The 20142-nt window shown below is 66.9% G+C and carries 18 protein-coding genes; 10 read left to right on the top strand and 8 right to left on the bottom strand.

Features of this window, described 5'->3' with window-relative positions; all coding sequences use genetic code 11:
• Positions 1 to 92: 92 nt before the first annotated feature.
• The 3 genes from ACN0RJ_RS15285 to secG form a co-directional block, all read right to left on the bottom strand.
• Positions 93 to 1331, bottom strand: a complete 1239-nt coding sequence (locus ACN0RJ_RS15285) for a hypothetical protein (protein WP_417724806.1) — start codon at positions 1329 to 1331, stop codon at positions 93 to 95.
• Between the two features lie 116 nt (positions 1332 to 1447).
• The gene (locus ACN0RJ_RS15280; RefSeq protein ID WP_417719681.1) at positions 1448 to 3091 is read right to left on the bottom strand and encodes a CTP synthase; all 1644 of its coding nucleotides are present in this window, start codon (positions 3089 to 3091) and stop codon (positions 1448 to 1450) included.
• 171 nt (positions 3092 to 3262) lie between these two features.
• Positions 3263 to 3652 carry a preprotein translocase subunit SecG gene (secG, locus tag ACN0RJ_RS15275; protein ID WP_417724805.1) on the bottom strand — a complete coding sequence of 130 codons (390 nt, stop codon included), beginning with the start codon at positions 3650 to 3652 and terminating at the stop codon, positions 3263 to 3265.
• Between the two features lie 243 nt (positions 3653 to 3895).
• Here secG and ACN0RJ_RS15270 point away from each other — a divergent pair, with 243 nt between their 5' ends.
• Positions 3896 to 4855 (top strand): DMT family transporter, encoded by a 960-nt coding sequence (locus tag ACN0RJ_RS15270; protein WP_417724804.1) that lies wholly within the window; start codon positions 3896 to 3898, stop codon positions 4853 to 4855.
• Here the strand turns inward: ACN0RJ_RS15270 and ACN0RJ_RS15265 are convergent.
• Positions 4776 to 5423 (bottom strand): thiamine diphosphokinase, encoded by a 648-nt coding sequence (locus tag ACN0RJ_RS15265; RefSeq protein ID WP_417724803.1) that lies wholly within the window; start codon positions 5421 to 5423, stop codon positions 4776 to 4778. The two genes, ACN0RJ_RS15270 and ACN0RJ_RS15265, sit on opposite strands and share 80 nt — an antisense overlap.
• 163 nt (positions 5424 to 5586) lie before the next feature.
• On the opposite strand from ACN0RJ_RS15265, the gene ACN0RJ_RS15260 reads away from it, so the two are divergent.
• Positions 5587 to 7992, top strand: a complete 2406-nt coding sequence (locus ACN0RJ_RS15260) for a hypothetical protein (RefSeq protein WP_417724802.1) — start codon at positions 5587 to 5589, stop codon at positions 7990 to 7992.
• Positions 7993 to 8057: 65 nt separating this feature from the next.
• Here the strand turns inward: ACN0RJ_RS15260 and ACN0RJ_RS15255 are convergent, their stop codons facing one another.
• Positions 8058 to 8972, bottom strand: coding sequence for a LysR substrate-binding domain-containing protein (locus ACN0RJ_RS15255; RefSeq protein WP_417724801.1), 915 nt, complete (start codon positions 8970 to 8972; stop codon positions 8058 to 8060).
• A gap of 140 nt (positions 8973 to 9112) precedes the next feature.
• Here ACN0RJ_RS15255 and leuC point away from each other — a divergent pair, with 140 nt between their 5' ends.
• From leuC to ACN0RJ_RS15240, 3 genes are read left to right on the top strand one after another with little or no spacing between them, the layout of a single operon-like run.
• Positions 9113 to 10540 (top strand): 3-isopropylmalate dehydratase large subunit, encoded by a 1428-nt coding sequence (gene leuC, locus ACN0RJ_RS15250; RefSeq protein ID WP_417724800.1) that lies wholly within the window; start codon positions 9113 to 9115, stop codon positions 10538 to 10540.
• A 1-nt stretch (position 10541) separates the two neighbouring features.
• The gene (gene leuD / locus ACN0RJ_RS15245; protein WP_417724799.1) at positions 10542 to 11147 is read left to right on the top strand and encodes a 3-isopropylmalate dehydratase small subunit; all 606 of its coding nucleotides are present in this window, start codon (positions 10542 to 10544) and stop codon (positions 11145 to 11147) included.
• Positions 11135 to 12061: an alpha/beta fold hydrolase gene (locus tag ACN0RJ_RS15240; protein WP_417724798.1), complete on the top strand. Its 927-nt coding sequence runs from the start codon at positions 11135 to 11137 to the stop codon at positions 12059 to 12061. Before leuD ends, ACN0RJ_RS15240 begins: the two co-directional genes overlap by 13 nt.
• A gap of 80 nt (positions 12062 to 12141) precedes the next feature.
• Here ACN0RJ_RS15240 and ACN0RJ_RS15235 read toward each other — a convergent pair whose 3' ends face one another.
• On the bottom strand, positions 12142 to 12576 hold the full coding sequence (locus ACN0RJ_RS15235; RefSeq protein ID WP_417724901.1) for an Lrp/AsnC family transcriptional regulator: 435 nt from the start codon (positions 12574 to 12576) through the stop codon (positions 12142 to 12144).
• 109 nt (positions 12577 to 12685) lie between these two features.
• Between ACN0RJ_RS15235 and ACN0RJ_RS15230 the strand changes: the two genes are divergently transcribed.
• The 5 genes from ACN0RJ_RS15230 to ACN0RJ_RS15210 all read left to right on the top strand — a co-directional run bounded on the left by ACN0RJ_RS15230 (position 12686) and on the right by ACN0RJ_RS15210 (position 18979).
• Entirely contained in the window at positions 12686 to 13816 is a 1131-nt protein-coding gene (locus ACN0RJ_RS15230) for a type III PLP-dependent enzyme (protein WP_417724797.1), read from the top strand.
• Positions 13817 to 13896: 80 nt separating this feature from the next.
• Positions 13897 to 16188, top strand: a complete 2292-nt coding sequence (locus ACN0RJ_RS15225) for a xanthine dehydrogenase family protein molybdopterin-binding subunit (protein ID WP_417724796.1) — start codon at positions 13897 to 13899, stop codon at positions 16186 to 16188.
• Positions 16166 to 17212 (top strand): DUF2235 domain-containing protein, encoded by a 1047-nt coding sequence (locus tag ACN0RJ_RS15220; protein WP_417724795.1) that lies wholly within the window; start codon positions 16166 to 16168, stop codon positions 17210 to 17212. Before ACN0RJ_RS15225 ends, ACN0RJ_RS15220 begins: the two co-directional genes overlap by 23 nt.
• Positions 17213 to 17400: 188 nt before the next feature.
• A complete protein-coding gene (locus ACN0RJ_RS15215; RefSeq protein WP_417724794.1) occupies positions 17401 to 17868 on the top strand; it encodes a CoA-binding protein in 468 nt (155 codons plus the stop codon).
• Positions 17869 to 18016: 148 nt separating this feature from the next.
• Positions 18017 to 18979, top strand: coding sequence for a zinc-binding metallopeptidase family protein (locus ACN0RJ_RS15210; RefSeq protein WP_417724793.1), 963 nt, complete (start codon positions 18017 to 18019; stop codon positions 18977 to 18979).
• Positions 18980 to 18983: 4 nt separating this feature from the next.
• On the opposite strand, the gene ACN0RJ_RS15205 is transcribed toward ACN0RJ_RS15210, so the two are convergent.
• On the bottom strand, positions 18984 to 19298 hold the full coding sequence (locus ACN0RJ_RS15205) for a phosphoribosyl-ATP diphosphatase (RefSeq protein WP_417719667.1): 315 nt from the start codon (positions 19296 to 19298) through the stop codon (positions 18984 to 18986).
• Positions 19295 to 20056: an imidazole glycerol phosphate synthase subunit HisF gene (gene hisF / locus ACN0RJ_RS15200; RefSeq protein ID WP_417719666.1), complete on the bottom strand. Its 762-nt coding sequence runs from the start codon at positions 20054 to 20056 to the stop codon at positions 19295 to 19297. The genes ACN0RJ_RS15205 and hisF overlap by 4 nt, the downstream gene beginning before the upstream one ends.
• Positions 20057 to 20142 lie beyond the last annotated feature (86 nt).

The raw sequence follows: 20142 nt of genomic DNA, 5'->3' as shown, positions 1-20142 counted from the left end.
ACGCTGGCGCCGAGTGCCCTCCGACCTGCGCATTCATCCGGTTTTTGGGAGAGCGGACGGGCCAAGACCGAGGGTGAACTCAACTTCTCGTGTCAATTTGCGATTGGCCAGGGTTCGCCGGGAAGTGGAACTTTCTTCGAAAATACGTTCTCCCACGGGGTTCCGACGTAATACGGATGAATATTGTAGACGGGAGTCGCGTTCTTGTCCTTTTCCAAGTCTGCCTTGTTCGAGACGGCATCGCAAACTTCAATGAGATATATCATTCGAAATGGCAGGAATTGCAAAAAAAACGCAAACGATCTTCGGCAGCCGAATGAAAGTTCCTGCCAGTATCTGGAGACAATTGCGAGAAGGTATATGCCGATAACAAATTGAAGCAAGAGAAGTGCGTAAAGCGTTGCAAACCTTCCACCTTCGCCCAACGCTCCGCCGATACGATCATTCGGTATCGCGCGGGCATCCATCGAGAGAGCTTCAAATGGCAAGGTCACGATTTCAAGGAGCACCACGAAGAGTTCTATGAAGACGACATATAGAACGATGCGGTTGATATACTCGGGAAATTTCCAACTTCCCTTGCGGTTCGCGAGCTGCCCGTTCTTTCCGGCCTTGGGGTCCTGGTCTGCCGCAAATGCCAAGGACGGAAGATACCTGAGATTTGAATATGCTGATAGAATATGTTTGTAGCGCCCAGTGAAGTCGCGTCCATACTTGATGTTGTCATCAAATCTCGCGACGCTCTGAACCTCTTTATCGACTTCCATTGTGCCGAGCCTCATGAAAGTGACGCGTTTTGGAAAGGCTTGGGCGACATATTTTTCAATCAAACGTGGGTCGTCTTTATCGTTCAGATTCGAAAAGACTCCTTTGCGCGCAAAAAACTCACCCTTTAAGGAATCGAAGGAGAACTTCTCTGTATCGTAGACATGATTGATATGCTCCATGCAAACATCATAGGAGATCACCTTCTCGTTGTCAGGCAGTCGACCCAATTTTGTTTTCTGGTCGGGTGCGGTGCCATCAGCAGTGGTGGCGACAGCTTCGGGCCAATCGAAATGTTCGGAGGTCAGGAGATGTCGATATCCGATCAGTCGGTTATAGGTGCTGCACTTGTAGTTGATGATAATCATTATGAGAATGGTGACGTTCGCAACGATCACGACCGCATGACTGAAAAGGATGTTGCTTGCGTCATTGAGCCGAAGTAGAGCCGCAAAGGCCGCCCCGGATAGTGTTATGGCACTCGCCCCGTACGCCATGACGGATTTGTATTCAGCATCAATTTGAGAACATATTTCCTTGTATTCGGCTTCGCTCTCTTCGATCATCCCGAAATTCCCCCGATGAAGTCATAATATCAAAGGGGGTATCTCAGCATGGACAGCGCCGATATCAAAGATGTATCGACATTGCGTTAGCCAAGTGGCGAGGAATTGGGCGAAATTCAGACCAGCCTGCTTACTTCTTTCGCCGCCCGCACGAAATCCTTGAACAGCGGGTGCGGGTCAAATGGTTTCGACTTTAGTTCCGGGTGGAACTGGACGCCGATGAACCATGGGTGGTCGGGCCATTCCACGATTTCAGGCAGGCGGCCGTCCGGGGACATGCCGGAGAAGCACAGGCCGCCGGCTTCCAGGGCCTCGCGGTACTTGATGTCGACCTCGTAGCGGTGGCGGTGGCGTTCGTCGATGGTGGTGGTGCCGTAGACCTTGGCGACCCTGGAGCCTTCGGCCAGCACCGCGTCATAGGCGCCGAGGCGCATGGTGCCGCCCTTATCGTCGGCCACGGAGCGGTTGACCCGCTGGTTGCCCTGCACCCATTCCTTGAGGTGGTAGACCACCGGCTCGAAGCGTTTCTGGCCGGCCTCGTGGTCGAATTCCTCGGAGCCCGCCTTGCTGACGCCGGCGACGTTGCGGGCGGCTTCGATCACCGCCATCTGCATGCCGAGGCAGATGCCCAGGTAGGGCACCTTGTGTTCGCGGGCAAAGGCGGCGGCCTTGATCTTGCCTTCGGTGCCGCGTTCGCCGAAGCCGCCGGGCACGAGAATGGCGTCGTATTTCTCCAGCAGCGGGGCGGGGTCCTCGCGGTCGAAGATCTCGGCGTCGACCCAGTCGACGTTGACCTTGACCCGGTTCGCCATGCCGCCGTGGGTCAGCGCCTCGGCGATGGATTTGTAGGCGTCCTCGAGCTGGGTGTACTTGCCGACGATGGCGACGGTGACCTCGCCCTCGGGGTTGTGGATGCGTTCGGAAACGTCTTCCCACTTTTCCAGGTTCGGGCGCGGCGCCGGGGTGATCTGGAAGGCGTCGAGCACTGCCTGGTCCATGCCCTCGCGGTGATAGGCCAGCGGCGCGTCGTAGATCGACGACAGGTCCTGCGCGGCGATCACCGCATCGGGACGCACGTTGCAGAACAGCGCGAGCTTTTCGCGCTCCTTCTGGGGGATCGGACCTTCGGAGCGGCAGACGAGGATGTCGGGGGCAAGGCCGATGGAGCGCAGTTCCTTCACCGAGTGCTGCGTCGGCTTGGTCTTGAGCTCGCCGCTGGCCTTGATGAAAGGCAGCAGGGTGAGGTGCATGAAGATGCACTGGCCGCGCGGCTTGTCCTGGGAAAACTGGCGGATGGCCTCGAAGAAGGGCAGGCCCTCGATATCGCCGACGGTGCCGCCGATCTCGCAGAGCATGAAATCCACCTCGTCCTCGCCGATGGAGATGAAGTTCTTTATCTCGTCGGTGACGTGCGGGATCACCTGGATGGTCTTGCCGAGGTAGTCGCCGCGGCGCTCCTTTTCGAGCACGTTGGTGTAGATCCGCCCGGAGGAGATGGAATCGGTCTTGCGCGCCGGAACGCCGGTGAAGCGTTCGTAGTGGCCTAGATCGAGGTCGGTTTCCGCGCCGTCGTCGGTCACGAAGACCTCGCCGTGTTCGAAGGGCGACATCGTGCCGGGGTCGACGTTCAGGTAGGGGTCGAGCTTGCGCAGGCGGACCGAAAAGCCGCGCGCCTGCAGCAGGGCGCCCAGGGCGGCCGAAGCGAGGCCCTTGCCCAGGGACGAAACGACACCGCCGGTGATGAAGATGAAACGTGCCATTGGTGGCGGACCCCGTGATTTTCTCAATGATCTGGACACCCGCGTGCCCAAAGGGACGCAGTATCACGGGGGTCCATATATAACGGATTCGCAGGACAGAGTCCAGACGGCTACCGCAAGATGCTGTGACGTAAGGGGAGGGCCCCTCAAGTTATGGTGGTGACCGCCGGATCAGTCCGCGCGGGGGACAAGCGGCTCGTCGGTGGTGCCGGCCGGAGCGTCGGTGGCCGAGGGCGGCGGCAGCAGCGAGTCGGTGTCGAGCGGTGCGCCTTCGGTCGCCGGTGCCTCGGAGGCGGGGGCGCCGCCGGTCAGGCGATCCATGACCGAAACGCCGGCCGCGTCCTGCGCGGCGAGCACGGTCAGCGTGATCGAGGTCGCGATGAAGCCGATGGCCAGAACCCATGTCACCTTGCCGAGCGCGGTCGCGGCCGAGCGCTGGCTCATGGCGCCGCCACCGCCACCGCCCATGCCGAGGCCGCCACCTTCGGACCGCTGAAGCAGCACGACGCCGATCAGCGACAGCGCAAGAAGGAGGTGGACGATGAGGACGACGTTCTGCATGGGGGCTCTCGGTTGGACCGGATGTTGGCGGGCTATGTAGGCGAAGGCGCCTCCGCACGCAACCCGGCAGTTGGGCCCCGCGCGGGGGCGCCGCGGCGCGGGCGGGGCCGGGGTGCCGGCGGCGCTGCGGGGTGCCTGCGGGATGACCATCGCGGCCACTCGCGGCGCGGTTGTATATGGGTTTGATAAAAATATTCAAGGTGGTGTATTGCCGGGTTTCACCGGCGCGGCTACGGTCCCGGCATGGATCAGGACAGACCCCTTCTCGGCATCCTTCTGATGCTCGGTTTCTGCGTTGTCGCTCCGATGGGCGATGCGACCGCCAAGTTGTTGGGCGGAAAGGTTCCCCTGGCCGAACTGCTGTTCGTCCGCTTCGGCATCCAGGCGCTCGTTCTGATTCCCGTCGTGATTCTGACCGGACGGGTCTGGCGCATGTCGCGCCGGGTCTTCGCGCTGTCTCTGCTGCGCACCGTCATGCACATGCTGGGCATCGGGATGATGTTCATGGCGCTGATCTACCTGCCGCTGGCCGATGCGGTGGCGATCGCCTTCATCATGCCGTTCCTGACCCTGCTGCTCGGGCACTACGTTCTGGGCGAGGAGGTCGGCTGGCGGCGCATGGCCGCCTGTGCCGTCGGATTCGCCGGGACCCTGCTGGTGGTGCAGCCCGCCTTTGCCGATGTGGGCTGGCCCGCGCTGCTGCCGCTGGGCGTGGCGATCAACTTTTCGCTCTTCATGCTCGTCACCCGCCAGATCGCGCGCGAGATCGACGCGATCTCGCTTCAGGCGGTCTCCGGGGTGATGGCGATGCTGGTCATCGGGCCGATGCTCGTGATCCTGCCCGGCGGCGTGATCCCGGGTCTGGCCTGGGAAGGCGTGCCGCCGGAGGTGGTCTGGCTTCTTCTTGCCATCGGCCTTTTCGGCACGCTGGCGCATCTGCTGATGACCTGGTCGCTGAAATTCGCGCCGGGTGCCACGCTGGCTCCGATGCAATATCTCGAAATCCCCTTTGCCACGATCATCGGTTTCGTGATCTTCGGCGATCTGCCCGATCCGATCGCCACGCTCGGAATCTGCGTCACCGTGTCGGCCGGCCTCTACATCCTGATGCGGGAACGCTCGGTCATGCGGGCCTCGGCCAGCCGCGCGGCGCCTGCTCCAGCGCCCGTTCAAGGGGCGGGAGCGACATCGCCGGCAGAATGAGCAGCAGGCCTGGGCCGTCTGTTTCCAGCGTCACGACCGGGGCCGAGCTTTCGTTCGAGGTGCCGGTGCGCCCGTCGGGCCGGAAGTCGATGCCGTCGATGGGCCAGCGCAGCCCGGTGCTGCGTCCGGTGACCGCCCGCATGGGATAGAGCGACACCCGCGTCGCGGCGGGCAACTCCATCTCCAGCCGGCGCGGGGTGAGGGTGATGACATCGTCGCGGCCGATCAGGATGCAACGCTTGTCGGTGCGCCGGGCCAGCACGGTCAGCGCCGCCAGTTCGTGATCGACCCGAGCCCCGAGGAATCCGGCGCACCAGATCAGCGGGGCCTCGATATTGCGCAGGCACTTGTCGAAATCGGTGCTGTCCTGTTCGGCGATATGGTGGATGCGATCGGCGGGGATGCGCGCCGCAGCGGCCGGGCTCAGCGAATCCATGTCGCCGATCACCGCATCCGGCACCCGGCCGAGCGCGATCAGCGCCTCCGCGCCGCCATCCGCCGCGACCACGGTCCCCGCCCGGCGCAGCAGTTGCGCGGTGGAACCGGGGTCGAAATCGCCGCCCCCCACCAGAAGGACTGGTTCTTTGCTGTGAACAATGCCGGAATTCATGGCCGATTAATGACCTTCTGAGAAAGAGACCACAATCCGGTCATGAAATGATACCCTGAAAACCCTAGATTCGGTCAGCTTTCGTCCATCTACGCATGGTAAACGGTTTGTTGCAGATCGAATGAAAGTGAGCAGAGCAATGGTGAGTTCGAGCAAGATTCTGACTGTCTCCTACGGCACCTTCTCCTGCACGGCGGAGGGGTTCGAGGATCCGCTGGCAGTTGTCAAGGACACGACGCACTTCTTCCGCGGGGTGATCCGGGAGGATCGTTTCTTCGGTGCCGAGCCTCCGCAGTTCGATCCGGAAATGGCGGCAGAGCTGCTGCAAACCCAGATCGCCTCGGAACGCGGGCAGGGGTCGCTTACCCTGCGCTCGCCCTATGGCGGTGCCGCGTCCAGCAGCGCGCTGAGCGCCGCGTTGGCCGCCGGGCCTGCCGTGATGCGCGGCGCACCTGCCCCGGTGCCGAGTGACGTGGCCGACATCGCGGAGGATCGCGGCACGGCGGAGGTGGTCGAGGGTCATGAGACCGTTGCGCCCGAGGCCGTCGCTCCCGCTCCGGCCCCCGCGGCACCGGAGGTCGCGACCGATCCGGTGGAGGATGCCCCGGAGGACGAGGATCTCGCCCCCGCGGCCGAGGCTGTTTCCGAGGTCGAAGAGGACGTGATCGCGCCGGAAGACACCATCGCCGCCTTCCTGAAAACCGCCGATCTGGTCGCCGCGACGCCGGAGGCGCCGGAAGCTTCTTTCGCGGATGAAGACGATGCCGGCGAGGACAGCCTCGAGGCCGAGGCCGCGTTCTTCGAGGATCACGAGGAAGAGCCCGCGGCGCCCGCCGTTGCCGCCGATGTGGACAGCGTCGCCGCCAAGCTGCGCCGCATCCGCGCCGTCGTCGCCGGAACCGCCGCGCCCGCCCCTGCCGCCGAGGCCGAGGAAGAGATGCAGGCGCCCGCCGACTCCGCCATGCTCGGCTCCGTCGCCGATGCGGACGATGCCGGGGAACAGCCGGTGGATGCCGTTTCCGCGGCACGCGACAACCTGTTCACGGACACGCTCGCCGGGGTCGATTTCGACTTCGACGAGGACGAATTCGAGGATGAGGAGGATTTCACCGGTGAGCAGGCCTTTGCCGCCGCCTTCGGTGACACCCTCGACAAGGCTGCCGAAGCCGGGGACGACTTCGCAGAGGATTCCGTCGCGGACGAGGACGAGGACGAGGAGGTCGCAGAGGCTGCCGAGCCGCTGGTCCTGCGCGCCGCCGAACCCGAGCCCGAAGCCCGTCCGGCCCCCGCCGCTGCGGCCGCCCCGGTCATGCCCCGCCCGCGCGTCCGCGTGGTCAAGGTCAAGCGCGCGGCCTTCGACGCCGCCGTCGCCTCCGGCGCCGTGGAAGAGGTGGAGGACACCCCCGCAAGCACCCTCAGCCAGGAGGACGAAGACGAGCTGGCGCGCGAACTCGCCGCCGTGAAGGCCGAGCTCAAGGCCGATTTCGATGCCGCCTGGGACGAGGACGAGTGGGACGAGGGCGAGGATGATGCCGTCGCCGGTGAAGCCAGGGCCGCACAGGCCGCGCCCTCCGAACGGATCGCCGCAGAGGATGACGCCGACGACTGGGGCGATGCCCTGGACGACGATGACGAGGACGACGAGGATGTCGCCCCGACCGCCGCCGCACCGGTCTCCGTCTCGCTCGACGATGACGAATTCGAGGACGAGGGTGAAGACATCGCGGCGCCCGCCGCCGCCGGGGTCGCGCCGGTCCCCGCCGCGGAGGCCGAGGACGACATCGGCTCCAGCGCCCGCGACAGCGTGCGCAAGGCGGTCAAGATGTCCCATCCCGGACGCGTCATGCTGACCGAGAGCAGCGTGAAGGACAACGACGCCTCGCGCCTGCTGGACGAAACCAACACCCAGATGCAGGAGCCGGAGGGCAACCGCCGCCGCAGCGCCATCGCCCATCTGCGCGCCGCCGTCGCCGCGACCCGCGCCGACAAGCTGCTGGGCCGTCGCAAGGACAGCGAGGAGGCCTCCGAACCCTATCGCGAGGACCTTGCCAACGTGGTGCGTCCGCGCCGTCCCGAAACCGCCGGCAGCCAGACGGCCCGCCCGGTGGATGCGCCGCGGCCCGCGCCGCTCAAGCTGGTGGCGGAGCAGCGCGTCGACACCATCAAGCCGACGGAACCCGCCCGCCCGCGCCGCGTGACCCTGGCGGATCTGGAAGAGGGTGATTTCGACGATATCGCCGATGACGGTGGCTTTGTCGCCTATGCCGAATCCGTCGGCGCGACGGAGCTTTCCGAGCTTCTCGAAGCGGCGGCGGCCTACATGTCCTACGTCGAGGGCCGCGAGCAGTTCTCGCGCCCGCAGCTGATGACCAAGGTCCGGCAGGTCGAGGTGTCGGAATCCAGCCGCGAGGACCGGCTGCGCAGCTTCGGCCAGCTCCTGCGCGAGGGCAAGATCGAGAAGACCCGCGGCGGGCGCTTTACCGCCTCCGACCGGATCAGCTTCAAGCCGGAACGCGCGGCGGGCTGACCCGCGACACCGCGACGATCCACGACGGCGGAGAGGGATGCCTCTCCGCCGTCTTTCCTTGCGGATCACTCCGCGCCGGGGCGGGTCACCAGGCGCCGCCAGAAATCTTCGGCCAGCGGGGCAAGGCGCGCCCGCGGGCGGATCAGGGTGATCGCCACCGGAACCTGCCACTCCGGCCCCCCCGCGATCACCAGCCGGCCCGCGCCGATTTCCTCTTCCACGAGGCTGAGCGGCAACCAGGCAAGGCCCCGCCCGTCCAGCGCCATGCTCTTCAGCGCCATCGCGAGGTGCGAGGTGAAGACGGGGCGCAGCGGCAGGTCGCGCAGCGTCCCGGCGAGCCCGGCCCTGAGGATGCGCCCGAGGCCGGAGCGGTCGTCGAACCCGAGATGCGGCACCTCAGGCCGGTCCGGCCAGTGGACCGCGCTGCCGTCAGGGCCGGCCACCGAGACCGGAACCAGCCGGTCCACCGACAGCTCGGCCTGGCGGTAGTGCTCGGGCGGCAGGGCGAGTCGCATGGCGGGATGGGTGTGGCACAGCAGGAATTGCGCCCGCCCGTCCTCCATCAACCGCTCGCAGGCGCGCATGTTGTCGGCCAGCAGATGCACCGCGGCGCCCCCGGCGGTCCGGCTGACCCAGTCGGGAAAGAAGGTGAAGGACAGCGCCTGCGTCGAGGCAAAGGTGAGGGTTCCCGACCGGCCTTCGAGCGCCCCGAGATCGCGCTGCAACTGGTGGCTGCGCCGCAGCAGGTCCTCGGCGGCCACGCGCATGATCTCGCCCGCTTCGGTCAGCGCGAGACGGTGCGACGAGCGGTCGACCAGCGCCTGACCGCACCAGTCTTCCAGCGCGCGGATGCGGCGACTGAAGGCAGGCTGCGTGACGTGGCGCGCCTCGGCCGCACGGGAGAAATTCAGACTTTCGGCAAGGGCGAGAAAGTCCTGCAACCAGGTGTCGTTCATGGCATTCCGATGCTGCTTTGGCATGAACTATGGGCATGATTATACATCAGAGCTATCAAAAACAGACGACTTTACGCGGAACGGGCATGATTTCATGCCGAAACGGCATGAGGATTTGCGGCCGAAACGGCGTATCCGGGATGCGGCAGGACAAGGAGGCCGCGATGACCACGCCCAAAACCCTTTACGACAAGTTGGTGGACAGCCACGTCGTCCGCCGCCTCGACCCCGAGGGCACGCGGGTGCTGCTCTACATCGACCGGACGGTGCTCAACGAATACACTTCGCCCCAGGCCTTCAGCGGACTGCGCGCGGCGGGGCGGGGTGTCTGGCGCCCGGAGGCGGCGCTCGGCACCGTCGATCACGTCAATCCCACACGCGCGGACCGGGGCCGCGCCATGCCGGACGAGGGGGCCGCGGAACAGGCGCGCTATTTCGACGAGAACTGCCGCATGTTCGGGATCGAGCTGTTCGACGTGCTGCACCCCGAGCAGGGTATCGAGCATGTGGTGATGACCGAAAGCGGGCGTGTCCTGCCGGGCATGGTGATCGCGGCGGGCGACAGTCATACCACCACCTACGGCGCGTTCGGGGCACTGGGTTTCGGCATCGGCACCTCGGATATCGAGCACTATCTCGCGACGCAGACGCTGGTCTATGCCCGGCTGAAGACGATGCGCGTGACGGTGACGGGGCGGACCGGGCCGGGGGTGCGCTCCAAGGACATCATCATGGCGCTGATCGGGCGGATCGGGGCATCGGGCGCGACCGGATATGCCATCGAGTTCGCCGGAGAGGCGATCCGCGCGCTCAGCGTCGAGGCGCGCATGACGATCTGCAACATGGCCGTCGAATGCGGCGCGCGGGGTGCGATCGTGGCGCCGGACGACAAGGTTCTCGACTACCTGCGGCAGACGCCGCACGCGCCGAGGGGGGCGATGCGGGAGGCGGCGGAGGCGCGCTGGCGCGGCCTCGTCTCGGATCCGGGCGCGCGTTTCGACCGCGAGGTGACGCTCGACGCGGGAGGCATCGCGCCGATGGTGACCTGGGGCACCAGCCCCGACCAGGCCTGCCCGGTGGGCGGCGCGGTTCCGGACCCTGCGGGCGAGCCGGACGAGGGGCGGCGGCGCGACATGCGGCGCGCGCTCGACTACATGGGGCTTGAGCCGGGGCAGCCGGTCGGGACGATCGCCATCGACCATGCCTTCATCGGGTCCTGCACCAACGCCCGGATCGAGGATCTGCGCGATGCGGCGCTGGTCCTGCGGGGCAGGCGCGTCGCACCCGGCGTGCGCGCCATGGTCGTGCCGGGGTCGAGCGCGGTGCGCCGCGCGGCCGAGGTCGAGGGGCTCGACCGGGTGTTCCTCGACGCCGGGTTCGAATGGCGGCAGTCGGGCTGCTCCATGTGCCTTGCGATGAACGACGACGTGCTCGGACCGGGGGAGCGCTGCGCCTCGAGCACCAACCGCAATTTCGAGGGTCGGCAGGGCGGCGGCGCGCGCACGCACCTGATGAGCCCGGCGATGGTGGCCGCGGCCGCCGTCGCGGGTCATATTGCCGACAGCCGGCAGTTCGCCGGGGAGGAGGTCTGAGATGGAGCCATTCGTCCGGGTGAGCGGCCCCGCCGCCGCCCTTCCCGCCGCCAATGTGGATACCGACGTCATCATGCCCAAGCAGTTCCTGAAGCGGATCGACCGCGCGGGCCTGGGGCAGGGGCTGTTTCACGGTCTGCGCTTTGACGACGAAGGCCGCGAGCGGCCGGAGTTCGTGCTGAACCGTGCCGAAACCCGGCAGGCCAAGGTGTTGATTACGGGGTCGAATTTCGGCTGCGGGTCGAGCCGGGAACATGCGGTCTGGGGATTGATGCAATACGGCATACGGGTGCTGATCGGCACCAGTTTCGCCGGGATCTTCTTTGACAACTGCGCCCGCAACGGCCTGCTCGCGCTGGTGCTTCCCGAAACGCAGGTGGCGGCGCTTTCGGAGGCGGTGCTGGCGCGGCCGGGGCTGGAGGTGGCGGTGGATCTCGGGGCGCAGACCATCGCGGCCGATGGCGCGGTGATCGGGTTCGACATCCCGGCCGCCCAGAAGGAGCCGCTGTTCCGGGGGCTCGATGCCATCGACCTCACGCTGGAGCACCGAAACGAGATCCGGGCCTTCCAGGACCGCCACCATGCCGACAACCCGTGGCTCTGGTGAGCGCCGTGGGCCTGTTCGACACCATCGGTCCGTCACCGTTCCTCGACGGGTTCACGCTGCGGGACTTCACGCCGTCCGGCGGGCCGCGCATCCGCTTTGCCGTCGCGGGCGAGGGGCCGCCGCTGCTGCTGCTGCACGGCCATCCGCAAACCCACGTCACCTGGCGCAAGATCGCCCCGGCGCTGGCGCGGCGGTTCACCGTTGTGGCGATGGATCTGCGCGGCTACGGCGACAGCGCCAAGCCGGAGGGCGGCGCGGATCACGTGAACTATTCCAAGCGCGAGATGGCGCGCGATCCGGTCGCGCTTATGGCGGCGCTGGGGTTTCGCCGGTTCGACGTGGCGGGCCATGACCGGGGCGGGCGTGTCGCGCATCGCATGGCGCTGGATCATCCCGACGCGGTCCGCCGGCTTGCGGTGTTCGACATCGCGCCGACCGCGACGATGTATGCCCGCACGGACAAGGATTTTGCCACGCGCTATTTCTGGTGGTTCTTCCTGATCCAGCCCCACCCGTTCCCCGAGCGGCTGATCGCGTCGGACCCGGAATATTTCCTGCGCACCCATATCGACGGACAGTCGAAGACTCCCGGCGCGACAGAGTCCGAAGCCTTTGCCGAATACCTGCGCTGCTACAGCGATCCGGCAACGCGCCATGCCATCTGCGAGGACTACCGCGCGGCGGCGGGGATCGACCTCGACCACGATGCGGCGGATGCCGGGACACGGGTGCAGGCGCCTGTGCTGGCGCTCTGGGGGGCGCTGGGGACGGTCGGCAGGACCTATGACGTGCTGGAGACCTGGCGGGACAAGGCGGTCGAGGTTTCCGGGCGCGCGCTCGATTGCGGGCACACCTTGCAGGAGGAGCGTCCGGAGGAGGTGCTGGACGAATTGCTGGCGTTCTTCGGCGGCTGAGGTCGCTGCGGGGGCGCGGCCCCCGTCGCCGCCTGCGCGGCGACTCCCCCGGGATATTTTCCGCCAGAAGAAGCCGGGATCTAGCTGCGCCGGTCGAGCTTGGTGCTGAGGTGGATCAGGCTTTCGGAGCTGCGCACGCCGCGCGCCTCGGCGATGCGGTCGAGGGTGGCATCGAGTTCCTCGGTGGAGGCGGCGCTGAGGATGACGAGCAGGTCGACGCGACCCGAGGTGGTGTGCACCGTCTCCACGGCGGGCAGGGCTTTCAGGCGGCTCAGCACGTCGGCCTGGGCGCGGGGTTCGATGGTGACCATGGCGGTGGCGCGGACCGGGGCGCGCAGGGCATTGCCGCGGCGCAGGGTGAAGCCGGCGATGACGCCGCGGTCCAGCAGGCGGTCGATGCGGGCCTGGACCGTGGTCCGGGCGAGGCCGAGCCGTCGGGCGAGATCGGCGACGGGCGCGCGGGCATCGGCGGAGAGCAGGGCGATCAGGGCGCGGTCGGTTTCGTCGATCTGCACGGTCATGTCGTCATTCCGAGTCATATTGGCGCGCAGATTGCCAGATCTGACGCGTTATTCCGAGCGGAAACTCGGGCACACTGAGGGAAAAGCGAACCGGAGGTATCCCATGGGGATCGAGCTTTCCCTTCTTCCCGCGCCCGAGATCTGGCTGGCCCGCGAGCAGCCCGACGATCCGGTGTTCTTTTTCTGTCCGGTGCGGCTGGCCGAGGTGGCGGGGCGATTTCTGCGCGGGTTTCCCGGCCTGGTGAGCTATGCGGTCAAGGCCAACCCCGCGCCCGAGGTGGTGGACGGGCTGGTCGCGGCGGGGATCCGGGCCTTTGACGTCGCCTCGCCCGAGGAGATGCGGCTGGTGCGGGCGCATTGCCCGGAGGCGGTCCTGCATTATCACAACCCGGTGCGGTCGGTCGCGGAGATCGCCGAGGGCATGCGGCAGGGCTGCGTGTCGTGGTCGGTGGACCGGATGTCGGAGCTCGAGAAACTTTCGGTCCTGCCGCGCGGCACCGAGATCGCGGTGCGGCTGAAACTGCCGGTGGCGGGTGCCGCCTATGATTTCGGCGCCAAGTTCGGGGCCGTGCCCGAGGTCGCGGCGCACCTGCTGCGGCGGGTGGTCGCGCTGGACTTCACGCCGTCGCTGACCTTTCACCCCGGTACCCAGTGCACCGCGCCCGAGCCCTGGGCGCGCTACATCGCCGTTGCCGCCGAGGTGGCGGGCGCGGCCGGCGTGCGGTTGCACCGGCTCAACGTGGGGGGCGGGTTTCCGTCGCACCGGGGGGCGGATGCTCCGGACCCCGGCGCGATATTCGCCGTCATAGCCCGCGCGGTGCGCGACGCCTTCGGCACGGCGGCCCCGGCGCTGGTCTGCGAGCCGGGGCGGGGGCTGTGCGCCGAGGCGATGATCCTGGCGCTGCGCGTCAAGGCGGTGGGGCCGGAGGCGGTGTTTCTCAACGACGGAATATACGGCGGCATGGCGGAATGGCGTGACATCGCGCCGATGGACCGGGTCCGGGTGATTGCGGCCGACGGCATGGCCCGGCCGGGTCCTCTGCGGGCGCGGGTGGTCTTCGGGCCGACCTGCGACTCGCTCGACCGGCTGCCCGATCCCGTGCCGCTGCCGGAGACGATCGCGGAGGGCGACTACGTGATCTTCGAGGGCATGGGGGCCTATTCCCGGTCGCTGGTGACCGCTTTCAACGGATACGGCGTGCGCCAGGTGGTGCGGATGTCCGCAACCGGCTGAGAACGGTCCCGCGCCGTCTGGACACTGGCGGCGCGGCCTCTACAGTCCCGGTCAGGAAATGCGACGCATGAGGGACCGCAATGGAAAAGTTCGGCAAAAGCCAGGCGATGACGCGCAGCGAGGACCTGCGCCTTCTGACAGGCCACGGCCGCTACGTGGACGATATCGCGCCGTCCGGGGCGCTGCGTGCCTATGTTCTGCGCTCGCCAGTGGCTCATGCGGAGATCACCGGGCTGGACGTCTCGGCCGCGCGGGAGGCGCCGGGGGTGGCGCTGGTGGTGACGGTCGAGGATCTGATCGGCGCGGGATACGACATTTCGATGAAGGGCGCGGTGGTGCCGAACCGCGACGGCACCAAGGGCGCCGAGCCGCAGCGTCCGATCCTGGCGCGAGGGCGCCTGCGCCACGTCGGCGAGCCGGTCGCGGTGGTCTTTGCCGAGACCTTTCAGCAGGCGCAGGATGCGGCCGAGCTGATCGAGCTCGACTACGACGAACTTCCCGCCCACATGGAGCTTTGCGTCGGGGGCGAGACGATCCACCCCGAGGCGCCCGACAACCGCGCCTATGACTACGGCATGGGCAAGGAGGCCGAGACGGCGGCGGCCTTCGATGCCGCGGCGCACGTGGTGCGTCTGGAGGTGGGCGACAACCGGATCATCGTGAACGCGATGGAACCGCGCGGCTGTTATGCCGAGTGGACGGACGGGCGGCTGCACTTGGCCTTCAACGGGCAGGGGGTCTGGGGGATGAAATCCGATCTGTCCCGCGTCATGGGCCTGCCGGAAGAGGCGATCCGCGTCACCAACCCCGATGTCGGCGGCGGTTTCGGCATGAAGGCCGCGCCCTATCCGGAATATTACTGCCTGGCTCATGCGGCGAAGGTGCTGGGCCGCCCGGTACGCTGGATGTCGGACCGGACCGAGGCGATGCTGTCGGATCACGCCGGGCGCGATCTCGTGACCATGGCGGAGCTGGCCTTCGACGCGGATCACCGCATTCTTGCCTACCGCGTGCACACGCTGTCCAACCTCGGCGTCTACAATTCGCAATTCGGGCAGCCGATCCAGTCGCATCTCTTCGCGCGGGTGCTGACCGGCACCTATGACATTCCGCTGGCCTGGATGCGGGTCGAGGGAATCTACACCAACACCACCCAGGTCGACGCCTATCGCGGCGCGGGCCGCCCCGAGGCGATCTACGTGCTCGAGCGCGTCATGGATCGCGCGGCGCGGGATCTGGGGGTCGATCCGCTGGAGCTCCGCAAGAAGAACTTCATCAAGAAGTTCCCCTACAAGACTGTTTCCGGTGAGAATTACGACGTCGGCGATTTCCCCCGGGTGCTCGATCACGCGGTGGCGGACAGCGACTGGGCCGGGTTCGCGGCGCGTCGGGCGGCCAGCGAAAAGGCCGGGAAACTTCGGGGACGGGGTTTGTGTTACTATATCGAAAGCATTCTGGGTAACCCTTACGAGGACGTGAAGGTCGAATTCACCGAAGAGGGGGGCGCAATCATCTACGTGGGGACGCAATCCAACGGCCAGGGGCATGAAACCGTGTTCGCCAAGTTCCTGAGCGACCAGTCCGGCATTCCCTTCGACGCGATCGAGGTGGTGCAGGGCGACAGCGACCGTATCGCCGAGGGCGGCGGCACGGGCGGATCGCGGTCGGTCACGGTGCAGGCGACGGTGACGCTCAAGGCGGTGGCCAACATGGTCGAGGGGTTCTCGGACTTTCTCGCCGGCGAGATGGGGGTCGACCGGGACGAGGTCACCTTCGACGACGAACGCTTCCGTGCCGAGGGGTCGAACATGACCCCGACCATGCTGGAGGCGGCGGCGCTGGCGCGTCAGAAGGGCCGCGAGGATCTTCTGACCTGGGCTTGCCGGGACGAGATCGGCGCGCGTTCCTACCCCAACGGGGCCCATGTGGCCGAGGTCGAGATCGACCCCGAAACCGGCGTCACCGAGGTGGTGAAATACACGGTGGTGGACGATTTCGGCAATCTCATCAATCCGATGCTGGCCGAAGGCCAGGTGCATGGCGGCGTCGCGCAGGGCATCGGCCAGGCGGTGACGGAACGCGTGGTCTTTGACGAGGACGGCCAGCTTCTGACCGCGACCTTCATGGACTACGCCCTGCCGCGCGCCTATGACATTCCGTGGATCGCCTTCGACACCGAGCCGGTGCCGTCGACCGGCAATCCCATGGGCATGAAGGGCTGCGGGGAGGCCGGGACCGTCGGCGCCCTCGCGGCGGTGTCGAATGCGGTGCAGGACGCGCTCTGGGAAAAGGGCGTGAAGCAGGTGGACATGCCGTTCACGCCGCAACGGGTCTGGGGCTTGTTGGGACATGGGCGCACGGCGGCTGAGTGATCGTTTCCTCGGCTGGGTCCGGGGCTGGTTCGCGCGCGGCAGCGCGCAGCCGGTCCGGGGCCGTGGTCCGCTCGACCATGTCATCATCCTGGACGGGACGCTGTCCTCGCTGGTGCCGGGGCGGGAAACCAATGCCGGGCTGACCTTCAAGCTGCTGCGCGAGGCGGGTCTTGCCTCGATCTACTACGAGGCGGGGATCCAGTGGCACGGCTGGCGCTCGGCGCGCGACATCATCAGCGGGCGCGGCATCAACCGGCAGATCCGGCGCGCCTACGGCTACCTGTCCTCGCGCTACCGACCGGGGGACCGGATCTACCTGATGGGCTATTCCCGCGGCGCCTTCGCGGTGCGCTCGCTTGCCGGGATCATCGACCTCATCGGCCTGCTGCGGGCCGAGGAGGCGACGGAGCGCAACGTGCGCCAGATCTACCGGCTCTACGAACGCGACCCGACGGGCGCGACGGCACAGGCCTTTGCGCAGGCCTTCTGCCACCCCGACACCCGGATCGAGATGGTCGGCGTCTGGGATACGGTCAAGGCGCTGGGCCTGCGGCTTCCGGTCCTGTGGCAACTGACCGAGGCGCACCATGCCTTTCACAACCACGACCTCGGGCGCCACGTGAACCGGGGCTTTCATGCGCTGGCGCGGGACGAAACGCGCGAGGCCTTCGCCCCGGTGCTCTGGACGACGCCTCTCGACCACGGCGGGCAGCTCGAACAGGTCTGGTTTCCCGGCACCCACGGCGACGTGGGCGGGCAGCTCGGCGGGGTCGAGGCGGCGCGCCCGCTGGCCAATATCCCGCTGGTGTGGATGCTGTCGAAACTGGAGGGCTGCGGGGTGATCCTGCCGGACCGCTGGCGCGACCGTTTCCCCACCGATCCCGCCGCGCCCTCCTGCGGAACCTGGCACGGGCTGGGGGTGTTCTTTCTGCTGCGCCGCCCGCGTCGGATGGGACAGGACCCGTCGGAGCGTCAGTACATCGAGAAAGAATCTGCGGGCGACCTCGTGAGTGCGGCGGAGTGAGAAAGGTCAAGTTTTTTGTTCACAGTTTCTTGAGAGACCTTTCCTCTGTGACATTTGCGCCTAAATCTCTGTCAGGATCGCGGATACGGAACATTCGCGAGACCTTCACTGTCCCTCGTTCCGCTACTTGCGCCCGTGGTTTTCCGCGGGCGCTTTTTCTTTGCAGGGCTGCGGGTTAGGATGCGGGCATGAGCTATTCGGACGCCTTTCTGAAAGAGATTCTCGCGCGGACCAGGGTGATTGCCGTGGTCGGCGTGTCGCTCAACCCCGTGCGGCCGAGCTATTACGTGGCGCGCTATCTCGGGCTGAAGGGGTTCCGGGTCATCCCGGTCAACCCCGGTCATGCCGGGGCGATGCTGTTCGGAGAGACGGTGCGCGGCGCGCTGCGGGACGTGCCGCCGGAGGTGGACATGGTCGACATCTTCCGCCGCCCGGAGGCGGTGCCGGGGATCGTCGACGAGGCGCTGGAGGCCCTGCCGAACCTGCGCACGATCTGGATGCAGATCGGGGTGACGCACGAGGCCGCCGCCGAAAAGGCGCGGGCGCGCGGCATCGACGTGGTGATGGACCGCTGTCCGAAGATCGAATACCAGCGCCTGCACGGCGAATTGCGCATGGGCGGGTTCAACACCGGCGTGATCTCGTCGAAGCTCTGAGGCCGGCGAACGGCGCTGTTCGGCTGCGCCGAAGGCGCCCCGCCCGCCGTCCCGCAGCCCGTGACGGTTGACAAACCCCGCGCAAAGGGGAACCGGGACGGGGAGGCGGATGTTGGTCCGTGAACAATCGGGGTGAGGGACCCTTTTCATGCAGATCTTCCGATGCCCCGCATGCGGGGCGCCGCTCTACTTTCACAACCTCGGCTGCTCCTGCGGCCAGCAGGTGGTGTTCGACCCCGACCGTCAGGCGATGCTGCCCGCCGTTTCGGTCTGCGCCAACCGCGCCGACATCGGCTGCAACTGGGTGCCGGACACGGACGACCTCTGCCGCTCCTGCGCGATGACCGAAACGGTGCCGGACCTGCGCGAACCGGACAACCTGCCGCTCTGGGAGAAGTCGGAATTCGCCAAGCGCTGGATGCTGGCGACGCTGGCGCGCTGGGGCTGGTTCACCGCGTCGGACCGCGGCGCGCGCCCGGTGTTCCGGATGTTGTCCGAGCAGACCGCCGCGGGCGAGGCCGATGTCATCATGGGCCATGCGGACGGGCTCATCACGATCAACGTCACCGAGGCGAGCGAGGCGGTCCGCGCGGAGCGCCAGGAGACCTTCGGCGAGCTCTACCGGACCATGATCGGCCACATGCGGCACGAGATGGCGCATTTCCTGTTCCTGAGGCTGGCCGAGGACGAGACCTTTCTCGGGCAGTTCCGCGCGATCTTCGGGGATGAGAGGGCGGATTACGGCGAGGCGCTTAAGGCGCATTACGACAACCCCGGCGTTGCGGACGAAACCCACGTCACGAGTTATGCCACCGCCCATCCGCACGAGGACTGGGCCGAGACCATCGCGCATCTGCTGCACCTGGTCGACATGGTCGACAGCGCGGCGTCGAGCGGTCTGGCCCTGCCGGAGGGGCCGCCGCCCGGGTACGACGCCTATGCCGAGCGCGACACCGAGGCGGTGGTGACGCTCGCCGTCGCCATGTCGATCGCGGTGAACCACGTGAACCGGGCGCTGGATCTGCCGGATCTCTACCCCTTCGTGCTGCGGCAGGGGGTGCGCAACAAGCTGGGTTTCGCGCACCGGGCCTTGCTGCGGGGCGCGGGCTGAGCGCTCAGCCCTCCTTGCGGGAGGCCTTTTCGCTGAGGCCGGAGCGGCCCTGACGCCGCGCCAGTTCCGCCATGACGGCGGAGAGCGGCACGTCGCGGGCCTTCAGCATCACCAGCAGGTGAAACAGCACGTCGGCCGCTTCGGAGGTGAGGCGGTCGCGGTCTCCCCTGACCGCTTCGATGATGGCTTCGACGGCCTCTTCGCCGAATTTCTCGGCGGCCTTTTCCGGACCCTTGGCCAGCAGCTTTGCGGTCCAGCTTTCGTCCGGCGAGGCCCCGGCGCGGGTGGCGACGATCTCTTCGAGCTCTTCCAGGGTCATGTCAGGCGTACCGGGATGCCGGCGGCGGCCATGTGGGCCTTGGCCTCGCCGATGGTGAAGGTGCCGAAGTGGAAGATCGAGGCGGCGAGCACGGCGGAGGCATGGCCTTCGGTGACGCCCTCGACGAGGTGATCGAGCGTGCCGACCCCGCCCGAGGCGATCACGGGAATGTCCACGGCATCGGCGATGGCGCGGGTCAGCGGCAGGTTGAAGCCGGATTTGGTGCCGTCCCGGTCCATCGAGGTGAGCAGGATCTCACCCGCGCCCTTTTCCGCCACGGTCACGGCGAAGGCCACGGCGTCGATGCCGGTGGGTTTGCGCCCGCCATGGGTGAAGATCTCCCAGCGGCCGGGCGCGACGGTCTTGGCGTCGATGGCGCAGACGATGCATTGCGCCCCGAACTGGTCGGCGGCTTCGGCCACCACGTCGGGATCGGCGACCGCGGCCGAGTTGAAGCTTACCTTGTCCGCGCCCGCGAGCAGCAAGGCGCGGACATCGGCGGGGGTGCGAACACCTCCACCGACGGTAAGCGGGATGAAGCAATGCTCGGCGGTCCGTGTGACCACGTCGAACATCGTTCCCCGGTTTTCATGCGTCGCGTGAATGTCGAGAAAGCAGATCTCGTCCGCTCCGGCGGCATCGTAGGCCCGGGCGGCATCGACCGGATCGCCCGCATCGCGCAGGTCGACGAAGTTGACGCCCTTCACCACGCGGCCGTCGGCCACGTCGAGACAGGGGATGATGCGCGTCTTGAGCATATTCGCGTGATAGAGCGGAATTTTGCCGGGGGAAAGGGGGGTGTTTCGCCCCTCTCCCGGGTGTGGCGGGGCCGCCCCGATCCGGG

Origin of the sequence: Salipiger sp., assembly GCF_048261495.1 — a bacterium.
In the GTDB taxonomy this organism is placed as follows: Bacteria; Pseudomonadota; Alphaproteobacteria; order Rhodobacterales; family Rhodobacteraceae; genus Salipiger.
The sequence above is the reverse complement of the archived record's forward strand: the minus strand, read 5'-3'. Positions and strand labels throughout refer to the sequence as shown.

Coding starts and splice junctions, on each gene's coding strand:
- hisF (WP_417719666.1), bottom strand. CDS start 20,056: ATGCTCAAGACGCGCATCATCCCCTGTCTCGACGTGGCCGACGGCCGC.
- ACN0RJ_RS15230 (WP_417724797.1), top strand. CDS start 12,686: ATGGGGATCGAGCTTTCCCTTCTTCCCGCGCCCGAGATCTGGCTGGCC.
- ACN0RJ_RS15215 (WP_417724794.1), top strand. CDS start 17,401: ATGAGCTATTCGGACGCCTTTCTGAAAGAGATTCTCGCGCGGACCAGG.
- ACN0RJ_RS15280 (WP_417719681.1), bottom strand. CDS start 3,091: ATGGCACGTTTCATCTTCATCACCGGCGGTGTCGTTTCGTCCCTGGGC.
- ACN0RJ_RS15260 (WP_417724802.1), top strand. CDS start 5,587: ATGAAAGTGAGCAGAGCAATGGTGAGTTCGAGCAAGATTCTGACTGTC.
- secG (WP_417724805.1), bottom strand. CDS start 3,652: ATGCAGAACGTCGTCCTCATCGTCCACCTCCTTCTTGCGCTGTCGCTG.
- ACN0RJ_RS15225 (WP_417724796.1), top strand. CDS start 13,897: ATGGAAAAGTTCGGCAAAAGCCAGGCGATGACGCGCAGCGAGGACCTG.
- ACN0RJ_RS15270 (WP_417724804.1), top strand. CDS start 3,896: ATGGATCAGGACAGACCCCTTCTCGGCATCCTTCTGATGCTCGGTTTC.
- ACN0RJ_RS15255 (WP_417724801.1), bottom strand. CDS start 8,972: ATGCCAAAGCAGCATCGGAATGCCATGAACGACACCTGGTTGCAGGAC.
- ACN0RJ_RS15210 (WP_417724793.1), top strand. CDS start 18,017: ATGCAGATCTTCCGATGCCCCGCATGCGGGGCGCCGCTCTACTTTCAC.
- ACN0RJ_RS15285 (WP_417724806.1), bottom strand. CDS start 1,331: ATGATCGAAGAGAGCGAAGCCGAATACAAGGAAATATGTTCTCAAATT.
- leuD (WP_417724799.1), top strand. CDS start 10,542: ATGGAGCCATTCGTCCGGGTGAGCGGCCCCGCCGCCGCCCTTCCCGCC.
- ACN0RJ_RS15205 (WP_417719667.1), bottom strand. CDS start 19,298: ATGACCCTGGAAGAGCTCGAAGAGATCGTCGCCACCCGCGCCGGGGCC.
- leuC (WP_417724800.1), top strand. CDS start 9,113: ATGACCACGCCCAAAACCCTTTACGACAAGTTGGTGGACAGCCACGTC.
- ACN0RJ_RS15220 (WP_417724795.1), top strand. CDS start 16,166: ATGGGCGCACGGCGGCTGAGTGATCGTTTCCTCGGCTGGGTCCGGGGC.